Annotated in this window: 14 protein-coding genes; 11 read left to right on the top strand and 3 right to left on the bottom strand. The window is 62.3% G+C overall.

Annotated features, from left to right (window positions below; genetic code table 11):
• Position 1: 1 nt before the first annotated feature.
• The 8 genes from folP to QP922_RS07400 are packed head-to-tail and all read left to right on the top strand — an operon-like array spanning position 2 to position 5,937.
• Entirely contained in the window at positions 2-931 is a 930-nt protein-coding gene (folP, locus tag QP922_RS07435; RefSeq protein ID WP_284808672.1) for a dihydropteroate synthase, read from the top strand.
• A 3-nt stretch (positions 932-934) separates the two neighbouring features.
• The gene (gene folB, locus QP922_RS07430) at positions 935-1,306 is read left to right on the top strand and encodes a dihydroneopterin aldolase (RefSeq protein ID WP_284808671.1); all 372 of its coding nucleotides are present in this window, start codon (positions 935-937) and stop codon (positions 1,304-1,306) included.
• On the top strand, positions 1,306-1,779 hold the full coding sequence (gene folK, locus QP922_RS07425; protein WP_115023645.1) for a 2-amino-4-hydroxy-6-hydroxymethyldihydropteridine diphosphokinase: 474 nt from the start codon (positions 1,306-1,308) through the stop codon (positions 1,777-1,779). Before folB ends, folK begins: the two co-directional genes overlap by 1 nt.
• Positions 1,779-2,252: a DUF3180 domain-containing protein gene (locus QP922_RS07420; protein WP_284808669.1), complete on the top strand. Its 474-nt coding sequence runs from the start codon at positions 1,779-1,781 to the stop codon at positions 2,250-2,252. Before folK ends, QP922_RS07420 begins: the two co-directional genes overlap by 1 nt.
• Before the next feature lie 5 nt (positions 2,253-2,257).
• Positions 2,258-3,517 carry a DUF6779 domain-containing protein gene (locus tag QP922_RS07415; RefSeq protein WP_284808668.1) on the top strand — a complete coding sequence of 420 codons (1,260 nt, stop codon included), beginning with the start codon at positions 2,258-2,260 and terminating at the stop codon, positions 3,515-3,517.
• Positions 3,518-4,195 (top strand): Rossmann-fold NAD(P)-binding domain-containing protein, encoded by a 678-nt coding sequence (locus tag QP922_RS07410; RefSeq protein ID WP_284808666.1) that lies wholly within the window; start codon positions 3,518-3,520, stop codon positions 4,193-4,195.
• A 23-nt stretch (positions 4,196-4,218) separates the two neighbouring features.
• Positions 4,219-4,950, top strand: a complete 732-nt coding sequence (locus QP922_RS07405) for a pantoate--beta-alanine ligase (RefSeq protein WP_284808719.1) — start codon at positions 4,219-4,221, stop codon at positions 4,948-4,950.
• Between the two features lie 39 nt (positions 4,951-4,989).
• Positions 4,990-5,937 carry a 2-dehydropantoate 2-reductase gene (locus QP922_RS07400; protein ID WP_284808665.1) on the top strand — a complete coding sequence of 316 codons (948 nt, stop codon included), beginning with the start codon at positions 4,990-4,992 and terminating at the stop codon, positions 5,935-5,937.
• A 59-nt stretch (positions 5,938-5,996) separates the two neighbouring features.
• Here the strand turns inward: QP922_RS07400 and QP922_RS07395 are convergent, their stop codons facing one another.
• Positions 5,997-8,096, bottom strand: a complete 2,100-nt coding sequence (locus QP922_RS07395; protein WP_284808664.1) for a PhoX family protein — start codon at positions 8,094-8,096, stop codon at positions 5,997-5,999.
• Positions 8,097-8,265: 169 nt separating this feature from the next.
• Here QP922_RS07395 and lysS point away from each other — a divergent pair, with 169 nt between their 5' ends.
• The gene (gene lysS / locus QP922_RS07390; RefSeq protein ID WP_284808663.1) at positions 8,266-9,840 is read left to right on the top strand and encodes a lysine--tRNA ligase; all 1,575 of its coding nucleotides are present in this window, start codon (positions 8,266-8,268) and stop codon (positions 9,838-9,840) included.
• A gap of 219 nt (positions 9,841-10,059) precedes the next feature.
• Positions 10,060-10,995 carry a hypothetical protein gene (locus tag QP922_RS07385; protein ID WP_284808662.1) on the top strand — a complete coding sequence of 312 codons (936 nt, stop codon included), beginning with the start codon at positions 10,060-10,062 and terminating at the stop codon, positions 10,993-10,995.
• 32 nt (positions 10,996-11,027) lie between these two features.
• Here the strand turns inward: QP922_RS07385 and QP922_RS07380 are convergent, their stop codons facing one another.
• Entirely contained in the window at positions 11,028-11,369 is a 342-nt protein-coding gene (locus tag QP922_RS07380; RefSeq protein WP_284808661.1) for a hypothetical protein, read from the bottom strand.
• Between the two features lie 204 nt (positions 11,370-11,573).
• On the opposite strand from QP922_RS07380, the gene QP922_RS07375 reads away from it, so the two are divergent.
• Complete coding sequence (locus tag QP922_RS07375; protein WP_284808718.1) at positions 11,574-12,974, top strand: MDR family MFS transporter; 1,401 nt, start codon at positions 11,574-11,576, stop codon at positions 12,972-12,974.
• 9 nt (positions 12,975-12,983) lie between these two features.
• Here the strand turns inward: QP922_RS07375 and QP922_RS07370 are convergent, their stop codons facing one another.
• A complete protein-coding gene (locus QP922_RS07370) occupies positions 12,984-14,177 on the bottom strand; it encodes a serine/threonine-protein kinase (RefSeq protein WP_284808660.1) in 1,194 nt (397 codons plus the stop codon).
• Between the last annotated feature and the right edge of the window lie 87 nt (positions 14,178-14,264).

The following is a 14,264-nucleotide window of genomic DNA, read 5'->3' as shown; positions in this document are numbered from 1 at the left end:
TATGGCAGTCAGCAACCTCACCGTCCCCGGCCGCACGTTGGTCATGGGAATCCTCAATGTCACGGAGGATTCCTTCTCCGACGGAGGGCGCTGGATCAAGGTAGATGATGCCCTTGCACACGCCCACCACCTCGTGGACGCGGGCGCGGACATGATTGACGTCGGCGGCGAGTCCACCCGCCCCGGTGCGGTGCGCGTGGCTGCCGAGGAGGAAGAGAGCCGCGTCGTGCCCGTCATCAAGGCGCTGCACGAGGAGGGGATTAAGACCTCGGTGGATACGATGCGGGCGTCGGTAGCCGCAGCGGCAGCCGAAGCCGGCGTGGACATGATTAATGACGTTTCCGGTGGCGCTGCCGACCCGGACATGTATCGCACCATGGCTGCCACGGGGCTTCCGGTGTGCCTTATGCACTGGCGCACCGTTCAGTTCGGCAGCGCGGCCGGTGTGGCGGACCACGGCGGCGATGTAGTGCGCGATGTCCACGAGTCTCTCGCCGCGCTTGTTGACGCCGCCCTCACCGCCGGCGTCAGCCACGACAACATCGTGGTCGACCCCGGCCTAGGCTTTGCTAAGTCCCCGCAGGATAACTGGGCGCTTCTCAAGGCCCTGCCGGAGTTCCTCCAGGGCGAATTCCCACTGCTCGTGGGGGCCTCCCGCAAGCGCTTCCTCGCGGCTATTCGGGAGGACCGCGGGGCCGAGTCCAGCCCGCTGCTCGCGGATCCGGCCACCGCGGCCGTCACGGCAATCTCCGCACAGATGGGCGCGTGGGGCGTGCGCGTGCACGAAGTGGACGTCTCGCGCGATGCCGTGGATGTTGCCGCCGCTTGGAATTCAGGCGCGGCGTATACGGGCGGCGCGCATGCCTCCGGAAGTTACGCCAACGGTGCCGATGGTGGCACGGTGGTCTCGACGTCTTTGGGAAGGGCCTAAGACATGGCGGATCGTATCGAACTTACTGGCCTGGAATGCTTCGGCTACCACGGTGTCTTCGAGGAAGAGAAGAAGACGGGGCAGCCCTTCATCGTGGATGTCACCTGTTGGCTAGACACCGCGGGAATCGAGGATGACTTAAGCCGTACGGTGAATTACGCCGAGCTTGCCGACGTCACCGCAGACATCGTCGAAGGCCCGTCCCGCGATCTCATCGAGACAGTGGCCGCGGAGGTCGCCGAGACTGCAATGGAGCGCTTCGAGATTCTTCACGCCATCGAGGTGACCATCCACAAGCCGAAGGCACCCATCCCACGCACCTTCGCCGACGTGGCCGTGGTGGCTCGCCGCTCTCGGAAGAGGATGGCAGGCTAATGCGCGCAGTCCTGTCCATCGGCTCCAATATGGAAGACCGCCGCGCGCTCCTCCAGACCGTCTTCGACGAGTTTGCCGATGAGACCATCGCCGCCTCTCCGGTCTATGCCACCCCACCGTGGGGAGTGACAGACCAGGGAGATTTCCTCAATGCGGTGCTCATCGTGGACGTGGACTGCACTCCGCTGGAGCTGCTGCGCCGCGGGCAAAAGCTAGAGGAGGCTGCCGAGCGTGTCCGCGTGCGGCACTGGGGCCCGCGCACTTTGGACGTGGACATCGTGCAGATAGACGGCGTGACCTCCGATGATCCGGAGCTCACCCTCCCGCACCCTTATGCCCACCAGCGCGCCTTCGTGCTCGTGCCGTGGTTGGCCGCGGACCCAGATGCTGAGCTCAACGGCACCTCAGTGCGCGAGCTCATCGCCGGCCTCGACGAGGAGGAGGTTGCGGCGGTAAAGGAAGTGAATGAGTAATGACGAGGACGTCGATAAGCGCGCTCGTCGCAACGGCCCTGTTTGTGGCCGCCGCGGCTGCTATCCTCACCACCCGCTTTTATGGCTCGATGCTGGCTATCCCAGCAACGGTATCGATTTCCCTGTGGGCCATGGCGGTGGTGTGCGGCGTCCTTACCCTCAAGGTGCGCAGTGCTAAGGAAGATGAGCACGGAATCGGTTTGGACAACTCGCAGCTCAACCCCATGACCATCGCGCAGTTCCTGCTCGTCGGCAAAGCCTCAGCATGGACCGGCGCCATCGTGGGCGGGGCCTACGCCGGCATCGCCGTGTACGTCGTGCCGCGCGTCGGCGAGCTCGTGGCCGCCTCCGGGGACCTCGCCGGAGTGCTTGCTTCCACCCTGGGTGGGGCAGCGATGTGTGTAGCCGGCGTGGTGTTGGAGCGACACTGCGAGGTTCCACCTCCAACAGATGGGGCACAAGCGGTAAGTTAGTGGTCATGACGAGCCCGCACAATGCCCCCGAGTCCCCGCACGAGCCGGCACCTTCACAGGCCACGCCGCCGACTTCTGAGCCTGAGAGCCGGTCCGAGTCGAAGACGGACGCCGGTTCCATCGGTCTCATTATCTTGGTCATTCTGGCCGTGATTGCCAGCCTGGTCATGCTCATTTGGGGCTCGGTCAATGCGCTCAAGATTGCGCTGCTTGCCGCACTGTGGGCAGCAGTTCTCGGCTTCTTCCTCGTGGTGCGCTACCGCCGCCAGGCGCAGGAGGCCAAGGAGCTACTTGCGGTGGAGCGCGCTCATGCTGCGTCCGCGCTGACCGCCTCCGGCGCATCCACAGCGGATAACAGCGAGGTGCTCGCAGAAATCCGCTCTGAGCTGGAAGCCATCCGCTCCCAGATTGAGGAAATCTCGGGCCGCGAGTGGGTCTATGAACCCGCAGCCCTGTATGCGGAGGCTCGCCGCATTCAGGAGCTCGAGCGCAAGGCCGGCAGCGCAGGCGTGGATGAGCGCGGCGATGCCAACTCCGTGAACTTCACCCAGAAGTCTGGCGGTGCCCCGACTGCCGACGCCGTCGCGGGCCGCCTTGGCTCCCAGCCCACCCATCCCGTGAGCAACCCGCTGGATAACCTGATTGCGGAGAAGCCCGCGGCCAAGCCTGCCGGTAAGCCACAGCCGCAGCCGGCGGAGCAGCCAACTGGTCAGCAACAGCCGCAGCGCTCGCAGGAGCAGGGAACACGACCGGCACCGTTTGGCGAGCCGCGCTCCTCGCAGGGCCAGGCCCCGGCATTCCGCCCGATGGGCGAGCCGCGCCGAGAGGACCAGCCCGCGCAGCCGACGCAGACGCCGCAACCGACGCGATCTGCACAGACGCCGAAGCCAGTGCAAGCGGACCACGTCACGCAGACGCCGAAGCCTGCGCAGTCTGCTCAATCGGTTAAGCGCGCAGCAGATGGTCCGTCGTCTGAGACGACGGCGCAGCAGCAGCCGGAGTTCAAGACCGATAGCTTCCAAGCCGTGCAGTGGAACCAGGGTGCTGCAGGTGCGCAGCACGTCAAGGAGGATGCTGGCTCCGCGCAGCCGCACCACCGTCACCGCAAGCCGGAGGCAGACAGCGCGCAGCAGGCAGCGCGGGCAGAGGACACTCGCGGCCGCCGCCGCAGTGATGAGAAGCGCGAGGGCGCGGTCTCCGTGGCTGAGCTCATGGCGCGCAGCAAGCGCGGGAAGGAACAGCGGAACAAGGACGACAAGAAGTAGATGCAGGCACCACGCATGCGGGTGGCGGTGTGGGGTAACTCCCGAGCCGGCATTCACTTCGCCCTCCGTCTGGAGATGGCTGGCCACACCATTGAGAAGCTTGAGGACCCCGCCCAGCTGGACCGCTTCGATGCGCTGATTCTCGCCGCGACGGCGAGGGAGCTGGAGGCAGCTGTGGGGGATGTGGCCCCGCACGTGCGCCCGAGACAGATCGTCATCCACACCTCGTTGTTGGCCGGTGTGGAAGCGCTCGATGAGCTGGAGACGCAGGGCTGCGTGACGATTGCCGCAGCGCCAATGGGTGACTCCTACGCGGTGAGCTCACCCGATGAGGTAGCGGAGACCGTCATTAGTCTGTTGCTTTCAGAGATTCACCAGACCGCAGAAACGGTGCCTGAGGCACAACGTGCCGATCGAGCCGCGCGGCTGTTCTACGCGGAAATGCTCGCTGCACTCACCGCGTGGGCGTCGATAAAGGCGGGGATTATCGAAGATTTTATGGGCAGCTCCTTCGACCTCGACGCCGATGACATCATCGCGGCCTATCCCGCCGCGGTGGAGCTCGGCATGGCGCGCAACTACCGCGATGTTGCCCGGATGGTGGGCGAGCAGGAGAAGATTGAAGAACTGGAACTGTGGGCAGTTAGAAAGGAAGCGCCGTGGCAGAGCAACTCCTAGTGGAGGACTTCGAGCGCATCCGCATGGTCGGCAGTGCCTACCGCAAGACAGGCAAGCGCGTAGTGCTGGTGCCACTCGGCCGCGATATTCACGCCGGGCACCTGACACTCGTGCAGGCGGCACAGCGCGTGCGTGGAGGCGTGGTTGTCGTCGCCGTTGACGACGACGCTGACATCACCGCCCTCGACGGCGTCGACGTGGTGTGGCGCTATGGCACGCAGAGCCAGCGCACGCGGATCCTCGCGCCCGATCACGGCATGGAAGACGTGAGCGCGGAGTTGACCCACATTGTGGCGCTGACCTGTGCTTTGGGTCCCAGCGATGTGTTCATGGGGGAGAAGGACTACGAGCTGCTCGTGGCTACCCAACAAGCTTTTACGGACCTTCACATCGGGGTGCGTGTGCAGGGCGTGCCCTCGGTGCGCATGCCGGATGGGGTGGTGATGAGCCTACGCAACGCTGACGTGGCACCCGAAGCACGCGAGCAAGCCAGCGCCTTGTCAGCGGCACTCACCGCCGGTGCGTACGCGGCGGAATCCGGGGCTGAAGAGGTCGTCCGCGTGGCACGTGAGGTTCTCACTGCCGCAGGCGTCGAGCCGGAATACGTCGAGCTGCGCGGGCGCGACCTGGGTGAGGCCCCCGCAGAGGGTGATGCCCGCCTCTTTATCGCGGCCACCATTGGTGGCGTGCGGCTCATCGACAACGCAGGCGTGCCGTTGGGCATTGGCTTCCGCAATCTGGAGCAGCGTGGATAAAAGCCTGTGGCATGCGTTACAACCGGCTAGGTTGGAGGCATGAAGATTGGCATTTTGGGAGCCGGCGCGATCGGCGGATACTTTGGCGGAAAACTGAAAGCAGCGGGCCACGACGTCGCCTTCGTCGCTCGTGGTGAGACCTTGCGGGTGCTGGGGGAGACGGGCGTGACGCTGATCGACGCCCACGCAGAGCCCACCACCACCGAGGTCATTAAGGTCCCGGCTGCGCGTACCTTTGCCCAGGTCAAGGAGCTCCTGGGCGGGCTGGACGTGGCGATTATTGCGTCGAAGGTGCTGCCGGGAAACGAGACCTTTGGCAGCGCTGCAGACCGCGAGGCTTTGCAGGGCATCCCGGTGGTGACCACCCACAACTCAGTAGAGTTTCCGTACTTAGCGGCCGAGGAATTCGGGGAGGAAAACATCCTCGCTGGTGTTGCTCGCGTCTATGCCACCCGTCTGGGGCCGGCTCAGATCAAGCGCAATCCGGGGCCCTTATCCCTGGCTTTCGGTCCGCTGAGTGCCGATGCACCGGAGTCACTGTGTCGCACAGGCAGGGAGCTGGTGGTCGCGCTCAAGGAGGCGGGTGCCTCCAGCAAATTCCACGACGCCGCGCTTGTCGACGTCTGGTCGAAAGCCATGTTTGTTACCGCCACCGGTGCCTTAGGCGCCTTGGTGGACAAACCAATTGGTTACCTCTGCCAGGAGATTCCTGGCCAGCTACAGGCCTTCATGCAGGAAGTCGAAGCGGCTGGGCGCGGCATGGGCGTGGACCTGCCTGACAATGTGGTGGAACAGACCATGGGGTTTGCTCGCCAGCAGCACCCGGACAACACGTCCTCCATGCAGCGCGACATCAAAGAAGGTCTACCAAACGAACTTGACGCCCAGGTCGGAGCAATCCGACGCATGGGCGCCAAGGCTGGGGTCAAGACCCCATTGTGGGACTTCGCGCAGGAGGTGCTCGAAGCCCAGCTGCGCTCGTCCTAAAGCGAACGCAACAGGTGGTGGTGAGTAGCTCGGGGTGAGCTACTCACCGAGGAGGTTCTTTACTTAGAACCGATCTTGCCGTCCTTCTTCCAGACCACAACCACGGCCGGACGCGGGGTGGAGTTGCCACCGTCAGGCCAGTGGGAGGTAGCGTTCTCGAAGGTGGCGTCATCGGCCTCACCCGGGTGCTGAACGTTGACCATCACGCGGTCATCATCAACAATCGGGCCACAGGTCTCAGCGCCAGCCGGGACGGTGAGGAAGCACTTGAGCTCGCCGCGGGTTTCACCATCAACGGTCACGGCGTACAGACCGTCGTTGGAATCCAGGGCGTTGCCGTCGGTGGAAATCCACAGGTTGCCGTGGCTATCGAAGGCCAGGTTGTCCGGGCAGGAAATCGGGGAGACCTTCTCCTTGTCGAAGCCACCGAAGTAGGTGTTGGCTTCCTTCGGGTCACCACAGACCAGCAGAAGGTTCCAGGTGAACTTCTCACCAGCGTGGTCGTCCTCGATCTCCATGACGAGGCCGTTCTTGTTTTCCTTGACCGGAGCGTACTCCATCGGGTCTTCCTGGTTCTTCTTGGCGTTTTCGCCAGTAGCACCGCGGTACTTGTTGTTGGTCAGAGCAACGTAGACCTTGTCGTTGGCCGGGCTGATCTCCACGTCCTCCGGGCGGTCCATCTTGGTAGCGCCGACCTTGTCGGCAGCCTCACGGGTGAAGATGGCAACTTCCTCAGCGGACATGCCATCAACGTGGGACTCGTACTTATCGTTCTCGGTGTCAGAGGTCAGCAGCTTGACCCACTCGCCGGAACCGTCGAAAGCGCCGTCCTCCGGCAGGACACCGGAACCGTCGATTTCCTTCTCTGGGGAGTTACCTTCCATCTTGGCCACGTAGAGGGTGCCGTGGTCCAGAATGGACATGTTGTGCTTGAGGTCGCCTTCCTTGTACTTCTTGGAGGAGACGAACTTGTAGATGTACTCGAAGCGAGAGTCATCACCGGAGTAGCACACCACGGTGCCGTCCTTGGTGATGTGGATGTTGCCGGCCTCGTGCTTGTAGCGGCCCACTGCGGTGTGCTTAACCGGGGTGGATTCCGGATCGAGCGGGTTGATTTCTACGAGCCAGCCGAAGCGGTTCGGCTCGTTCGGCTCCTTGGTGACGTCGAAGCGGTCATCGTACTTCTCCCACTTACGATCGGACGGGCCCTCTTTGATGCCGAAACGCTTGAGGGACTCGGCAGCCTTCTCATCCTTGACGTCGCCACCAGCGAAGTACTGGTCGAAGTTCTCCTCGCCGGACAGCATGGTGTTCCACGGGGTCACGCCACCGGAGCAGTTGTTGAGGGTACCGAGGACCTTCTCGCCCTTCTGGTCAGCAGAAGTCTTGACAAAGTCAGAGCCCTTTGCCGGACCAACCAGGGTGAACGGGGTGGTGGCGGTGATACGGCGGTTGAGCGGACCGAACTCGCGCTTGAGCTCACCGGTGTCGCCCACCTTGGAGACCTCGAGGATGGTGTGGCCGTGGCCAGCCCAACCAATCTTGACCTGCTCTTCGGTCGGGTTCTCCGGATCGTAGTCCGGGAACATCATCGGCTCGGTGGTGTACTCGTGGGAGCACATGTAGATGAGGCGGTTCTTGTCATCCGGGTGCTCGATGAGGCCAGCGAAGTCATTGTTGAAGCCGAACTGCTTCTCAGCAGCCTCGGCAGTCTGGTTGTTGACGTCGAACTCTGGAGCGCCTTCGATGACCGGGTCGCCCCAGGCGATAAGAACGGACTGCTCGTAGCCCTTCGGGATAACAACTTCATCCTTGGTGTTCGGCTCGACCTTCTCGAAGTGCATGCCCTCAGCGGAGGTCAGCTCAATTTCCGATTCCTTGACTTCGGAGGTCTTGCCGGCGGCGCTGCTGCCAGCAGCAGAGTCTTCCTCACCCGGAGCGGCACACGCAGCCAGGGCGGAGGAGCCACCGACGGCGACTACAGCCAAGCCGCCGGCGCGCAGAGCGGTACGACGGGAGAACTGGTCACCGAAGTACGGGTTATCAGAGGTGTTCTCGCATTCGCCGAAGCAGGCGTTACCGCACTTGTAGGTGCAGGTAAGGGAGGAACGAGAAGAAGTGAACATGTTAGTCAAGAGGTTGCGGCCGTGAAGTGCCATGGGAGTGCTCCTGAGATCGTAGTAATTGAGAATCGCAGAGATGTCGTATCGGACCCTCTGAGTTAATCCTGTTAAGGTGACCAGCCGCTTGATCTCTCATATCTTTGAGGTGAACACTCTGTGAATCGGGATCGCGCCCGCGCATAGGGATCGACTACCCTAGACAACCGTGAGCGAGAAGAAGAATACTGAAGTTAACGACGTCCCTGAGCAGCTGCGCATTCGCCGCGAGAAGCGCGCACGTCTGCTGGAATCCGGCACCGATCCTTACCCGGTGACTGTTGAGCGCACGATCTCCATGAAGGATCTGCGCCAGAAGTACCAGGTGCTGGCTGAAGGCGAAGAGCCTAGTGGTGATGAGGGAGTTACCTACCTTAACGCCGGCGAGGAGACCGACGTTGAGGTTGCTATCGCTGGCCGCCTTATCTTTATGCGCAATACCGGCAAGCTGTGCTTCGCCACCTTGCAGGACGGCGACGGCACCCAGGTACAGGCCATGCTCTCCCTGGCTGAGGTCGGCGAAGAGCGCCTTGCGGCCTGGAAGTCTGACGTCGACTTGGGTGACTTCATCTCCGTGCGTGGCCGCGTTATTGCTTCGCGCCGCGGGGAGCTGTCCGTCATGGCTTCCGCATGGACCATGGCTGCTAAGTCCCTGCGCCCGCTGCCGGTCTCCTTCGCTGACATGAATGAGGAGACCCGCGTTCGCCAGCGCTACAATGACCTCATTGTGCGCGAGGAGGCTCGTAAGAACGCCATGACCCGCGTGAAGGTCATGCGTGCGCTGCGCAATTACCTGGAGGGTGAGGGCTTCGTGGAGATCGAAACCCCGATGCTCCAGACCCTGCATGGCGGTGCGGCTGCCCGCCCCTTCGTGACCCACTCCAATGCGCTGGATATCGACCTTTACCTGCGCATCGCTCCGGAGCTGTTCCTGAAGAGGGCCGTCGTTGGCGGCATTGACCGTGTCTTTGAGATCAACCGTAACTTCCGTAATGAAGGCGTGGACCGCTCTCACTCCCCAGAGTTCGCCATGCTGGAGACCTATGCCGCATGGGGCGACTACGACGACTGCGCTCGCACCACCCGTGAGTCCATCCAGGCGGTGGCCCGCGCCGTCTTCGGCTCCACCACCGTGACGTTGGCTGACGGCACGGAGTATGACTTCGGCGGCGAGGAGTGGCCGGAGATTGAGATGTACCCCTCCCTGAATGAGGCTCTGCAGCGCAAGTTCCCGGGCCAGCCGGAGGTCACCATCGATACCGACGTGGAAACACTGAAAGGCATTGCAGACGTCATTGGTCTTGATGTGCCGAAGAACGGCGGCTGGGGCCACGGCAAGCTGGTCGAGGAAATCTGGGAGGTGCTCTGTGAGGACCAGTTGGAAGGTCCGATCTTTGTAAAGAACTTCCCGGTGGAAACCTCCCCGCTAACCCGTCAGCACCGCTCCAAGCCGGGCGTCACCGAAAAGTGGGACCTCTACGTCCGCGGCTTCGAGCTTGCTACTGGCTACTCCGAGTTGGTGGACCCGGTCATCCAGCGCGAGCGCTTCGAGGACCAGGCTCGCTTGGCCGCCGGTGGCGATGAGGAAGCCATGGTGTTGGATGAGGACTTCCTGGCAGCCATGGAGCAGGGTATGCCGCCGACAGCCGGCACCGGTATGGGCGTTGACCGTCTGCTCATGGCCCTGACCGGCCTGGGTATCCGTGAGACCGTTCTCTTCCCGATTGTGAAGCCAGAAGCCTAACTCTTCACGCTTCCGCTCTGCCCGCGCACGCCATCGCCTCGGCTGCGCGGGCTTTGTCATGTCTATAACACCGTCGCAGTACATATCGATCAACGAAGCCCAAAAACAGTCACGATTTCAGGCACTATTTGTGAGATCCGTACATGTAGTCAAACTTTGTTATGGAAAAGTTTCTTCTGCGTTCCCCGCGAGCTGCCAACTCGTGGAACGATGCAAGATATGAAGAAACTTGCCCCTATCCTTTCCGTCACGCTGCTCGCCTGCGCTGCGTCCTCGTGTTCATCTAGCAATGACACCGCCAGCGACGAGCCAGAGCTCCAGCAATCCTCCGCCGCCGAAACGTCCCCCGAAGGCGCTGAGTCATCCGAAGAAAGTCCGGCGCCGATAACCTCTGGAGAAAAAGAAGAAGACGACTCTGGAATGCAGCAGAAAGACAAAGAGGCTTTTATTGCAACCAACGCACCTAGCCACGCAACTTCCACCGTGTATGGAGTGAGCAGCCCAGATGACCGCGTGGCCTGCACCGTCACAGAGGACAAAGGGTTACTCGGATGCAACGTTAACTTTGCAGACCCGCCCCTGTACCCAGCAACCGGCCTGCCAACCTGGCTGTCCAATTCCGTCAATTTTGACCAGGACAAGGGCTTCTATCCCAACCTGAAGTTGGGCGGTGAAAGCGCTCCTCCCACCACGCTTGAGGCGGGAAGCACCGTTTCCATGGCCGGAGTGACCTTCGAGGCCGCAAGCGAGGATGAGTTCACGGTGACGATTGATGGGCACCACTTCACGGTCAAGGACCAGGGCCAGTACTTCTCGGATACCTTCCCGCCGAAGCCGGATGCAGAAGGACATGCCATGATCGGTACCGTCTGTGGGGACGCGGGCAATGGCGAGTACGTCTACGCCAAGTCAAACGATACGAATTGTGCGCGGGCGATGGAAGTTATTGACTACTACAAGAATTACGACTTCGCACCGATGGAGGGCGGCAACCGTGGCTACCTCATGGAGGACGATTTCAGCTGCTCCTATAACGCTGATGCCGGCTGGCCGGACCAGCCAGAGTATCGCTGGCTGGGATGCAGCATCGAAGGTGCTGGTGAAGTCGTTGTTCTCGACTCGAATGCCCGCGCCCTCATTTCAGCGCAAGGCTAGACGATAAGGCTAAGCGAAAAAGCCTTCAGTGATTAGGGCTGGCTGCGCGTTACGGTGAGTTCGTAGGATCCGCTGGGCGTTGTAAAGCACAGCATCGAGGTCCCCTCCGGGATGGCCGCGGTGCTCTGTGGAACGAGGCGGATGGGGCCGTTGGTGCGGATACGTGGGGAGGAAAGCTCGGCGGCGAGGAAGCTGCCCACATTGCTCACCATCCAATTGTCTTCCTGCTGCCAAAAGCGGAGGAAGTGGCGGTGCATGGAGGCATCATCGGGGGCGAGGGGAAAGTCGCCGTCACGGCCCGCCACCAGCTGCTGCCCGGGACGCACGATGATGCTGTTCCCGGCAGGGCTGATGAGGTGGAGCTCCCGCTGCATCCGATGGGGCCTTTCTCTAGCGGGCATGTTGGTGTTTACCCTGCCATCTCAACCGCCCCGCCCGCTGAAGTTTTGGGGAGTGTCACCCAGGCCACAGTTTCTGCGCCTTGTGTGGCGTCCGTGCCCAGTGAGTAGTACTCTATGCCCTTTGCACTTCGCCACCGTGGCGAGGCAGTGTGGTTGTGGAAAGGTGTTGCTGGCTGCATGTCCGCTGAGATCCCCGCGAAGGTCGTTATCAACCTCAGCATCCTGGTGCTGGGGGCCATGGTCATGATCCTCAATGAGACGTCGCTGTCGGTGGCGTTGCCGACGATCATGGCGGACTTCGGCATCCCAGCAACCAGCGCGCAGTGGCTGCTTACCGGCTTTATGCTCACCATGGCTGTGGTGATTCCGACGACGGGTTTCCTCATTGAAAGGCTCACCACTCGCCAGATTTTCCTCGCGTCGACTGGCCTGTTTCTTGTCGGCACGGTGGTGGCAGCACTTGCGCCGAGCTTCGTCGTTCTTCTCCTCGGCCGCGTGCTGCAGGCAGGTGGCACAGCACTGATGATTCCGACGCTCATGACCGTGGCCATGACCCTGGTCCCGCCGCAACGCCGAGGAACCGTGATGGGCATTATCTCCGTCGTGATTTCGGTGGCGCCAGCCTTGGGTCCGACGGTTGGTGGTGCAATTCTTAACCGCTTTACCTGGCACATCATTTTCTGGGCCATGGTTCCCCTCATGGCACTTATCTTGGTCGCGGGCCTGTGGCGCTTGAGCAACGTGGGCGAGAGCCGCGAAGTGCCGCTGGATGGCCTCTCGGTGGTCCTGTCTGCCGTTGCTTTTGGTGGATTGGTCTACGGACTGTCGTCGATTGAGAAGATGCTTAGCGGTGGTGCCTGGGTAGAGATGGCCGTGAGCATCATCGGAGCTATCGGGCTCATCGTCTTCATACGCCGTCAGCGGCGCTTAGCCCTGGATGATCGCGCACTGATGGACTTGCGCCCTTTCCGCGTTCGCAACTTCACGTTGGCGGTCATTATTCTGCTCGTGTCCTTCGGCCTCATGCTCGGCATGGTGACCGTTCTGCCGATTTACCTTCAGACCACCCTGGGGGCAACGGCATTCGCCACCGGCCTGGCAGTCATGCCGGGCGGCATTCTGCAGGCTTTCCTCTCACCTTTTGTGGGCCGTATCTTTGACTCCTTGGGCCCGCGCCCGCTCATGATTCCGGGATCGCTGTTCATGGTGGTGAGCCTCTGGCTTATGGCCACGTTGGGGGAATCTTCCACGTTGTGGATGGTCGTGGGCATGCACGTGCTGTTCTCTTTGGGCATGTGCCTCATGATGACCCCACTGATGACCACCGCGCTGTCCTCGCTGCCGGAGAAGCTTTACTCGCATGGCTCTGCCATCATGAACACGTTCCAGCAGTTGGCGGGCGCGATGGGCACGGCCTTCCTCGTAGTTTTCCTGACCCGCGGCACGAGTGCGGGTACCGAGGCAGGTTTGAGCGCCGCCGCCGCCACGGCGCAGGGAACGCACTGGGCCTTCCTCTTTGCGGGCATTGCCGGTATCGCCATCGCGGTGCTGGCACCGCTGCTCAAGCGCGTGAATTAACCGCGTGGACTAGCACAATGGCAGGCGCAGGCGTGTTTCTTCGGCGCCTTCGCCCCACACCAGCACGGCACTGTCTGAGTCCTCCGCAGCCATGTAGTACAACGGCTCCGCATCGGATAAGTCGTAGCTATGCACGGAGCACTGCCCGTTGGAAAGTTCCTGACCGCCTTGGGCAGGGCCGGCCGCTTCGCGCTTCTCGACGTCCCCATAACCCGCCACCGAATATGTCACCCCATCACCGATACAGGTGATCTTGGCTTCCTGGCCTTCCTCCGGCTCGCGGGATTCGCACGTCGCTCCCTCAAATCCCTCGCCGCCGGGGCGGGAGCTGAGGAGGCCCGGGTGGGCGTCGACAAGCGCTTGCTCCTGCTCGGACCACGAGGCGCGGCCAGTAAAGAACCACAGCAGACCAGCGATGAGCAGCAGGGCCACAGCACCGGTACCGAGCCCTAGCAGGAGTTTCGCGGAAGACTTCTTCTTGGGTTGCTTAGTCTGCTCAGGCTGCGCTGGCTGTTGGAAAGGCTGCTGCTGGGCTGGTTGGACTGCTGGCTGCGGCGCAGTCTGGGGTGCCTGGTGGTAGGAACCCTGCGCGCGTAGAGCCTCGAGGACGGCTGCGGCGGAAGGGTAGGCCGCATCCGCGCGGAACGCCGGATAGGCAGCCGACAATAGGTGCGCGAGGCGCCCGATGACCTCCTGCGCGGAGGCGCGGGACGGGGTAAAGGCCGCATCGGGGCCTACCGTGGCGAGGAACGCCGTCGAGCGATTGCTGGTTAAGATGATGCGCCGCGGATTCAACGCACGCAGGGCATAACCGGCGCGGTCTCGCTGCAGCAGGAAGTCCACGGCGTCGGCCAGCGGGGCAAAGGTGGCCAGAGCTTCCTCGCGGGAGAGATGCCGCGCGCCGACCCCGGAGCTGGTGTAGTCCGAAAGCTGTTCACCCGGAAAGCAGCGGCGCACAAAGAACTCTTGACCACTTGTTGTCGTGCCAGTGCCCACGATGGGGGCGATGGCGCTGTGCTGAAGCTGCCCAGCTACGCCAGCTTCTCGCAGCACGCCGCGGTGCTCGGCGGAAAACAACTCCACGAGCAGCTGATTCTGAGCTGGGTCCTCAACCAGGAACAACGTGGAACCGGCACCTTGGTCGAGGACGGCAAGTTCGCGCAGCTGGTGCTGGGAAGTGAAGAATTCAGGAAGCGTAGTCACGATGAGAGGGGATCCTTATGTGGTCGATTCGGAATGCCCTTCAGTGTAAGGGACAACACGTCGTGCCACGAGGCAACGCTAGGACCA

The sequence above is a fragment of the Corynebacterium sp. MSK218 genome (genome assembly GCF_030232655.1).
Lineage (GTDB): Bacteria > Actinomycetota > Actinomycetes > Mycobacteriales > Mycobacteriaceae > Corynebacterium.
The sequence above is the reverse complement of the archived record's forward strand: the minus strand, read 5'-3'. Positions and strand labels throughout refer to the sequence as shown.

Coding starts and splice junctions, on each gene's coding strand:
- folK (WP_115023645.1), top strand. CDS start 1,306: ATGCGCGCAGTCCTGTCCATCGGCTCCAATATGGAAGACCGCCGCGCG.
- folP (WP_284808672.1), top strand. CDS start 2: ATGGCAGTCAGCAACCTCACCGTCCCCGGCCGCACGTTGGTCATGGGA.
- QP922_RS07395 (WP_284808664.1), bottom strand. CDS start 8,096: ATGGCACTTCACGGCCGCAACCTCTTGACTAACATGTTCACTTCTTCT.
- QP922_RS07415 (WP_284808668.1), top strand. CDS start 2,258: ATGACGAGCCCGCACAATGCCCCCGAGTCCCCGCACGAGCCGGCACCT.
- QP922_RS07405 (WP_284808719.1), top strand. CDS start 4,219: ATGGTCGGCAGTGCCTACCGCAAGACAGGCAAGCGCGTAGTGCTGGTG.
- QP922_RS07375 (WP_284808718.1), top strand. CDS start 11,574: ATGTCCGCTGAGATCCCCGCGAAGGTCGTTATCAACCTCAGCATCCTG.
- QP922_RS07385 (WP_284808662.1), top strand. CDS start 10,060: ATGAAGAAACTTGCCCCTATCCTTTCCGTCACGCTGCTCGCCTGCGCT.
- QP922_RS07400 (WP_284808665.1), top strand. CDS start 4,990: ATGAAGATTGGCATTTTGGGAGCCGGCGCGATCGGCGGATACTTTGGC.
- QP922_RS07410 (WP_284808666.1), top strand. CDS start 3,518: ATGCAGGCACCACGCATGCGGGTGGCGGTGTGGGGTAACTCCCGAGCC.
- QP922_RS07380 (WP_284808661.1), bottom strand. CDS start 11,369: ATGCAGCGGGAGCTCCACCTCATCAGCCCTGCCGGGAACAGCATCATC.
- folB (WP_284808671.1), top strand. CDS start 935: ATGGCGGATCGTATCGAACTTACTGGCCTGGAATGCTTCGGCTACCAC.
- QP922_RS07420 (WP_284808669.1), top strand. CDS start 1,779: ATGACGAGGACGTCGATAAGCGCGCTCGTCGCAACGGCCCTGTTTGTG.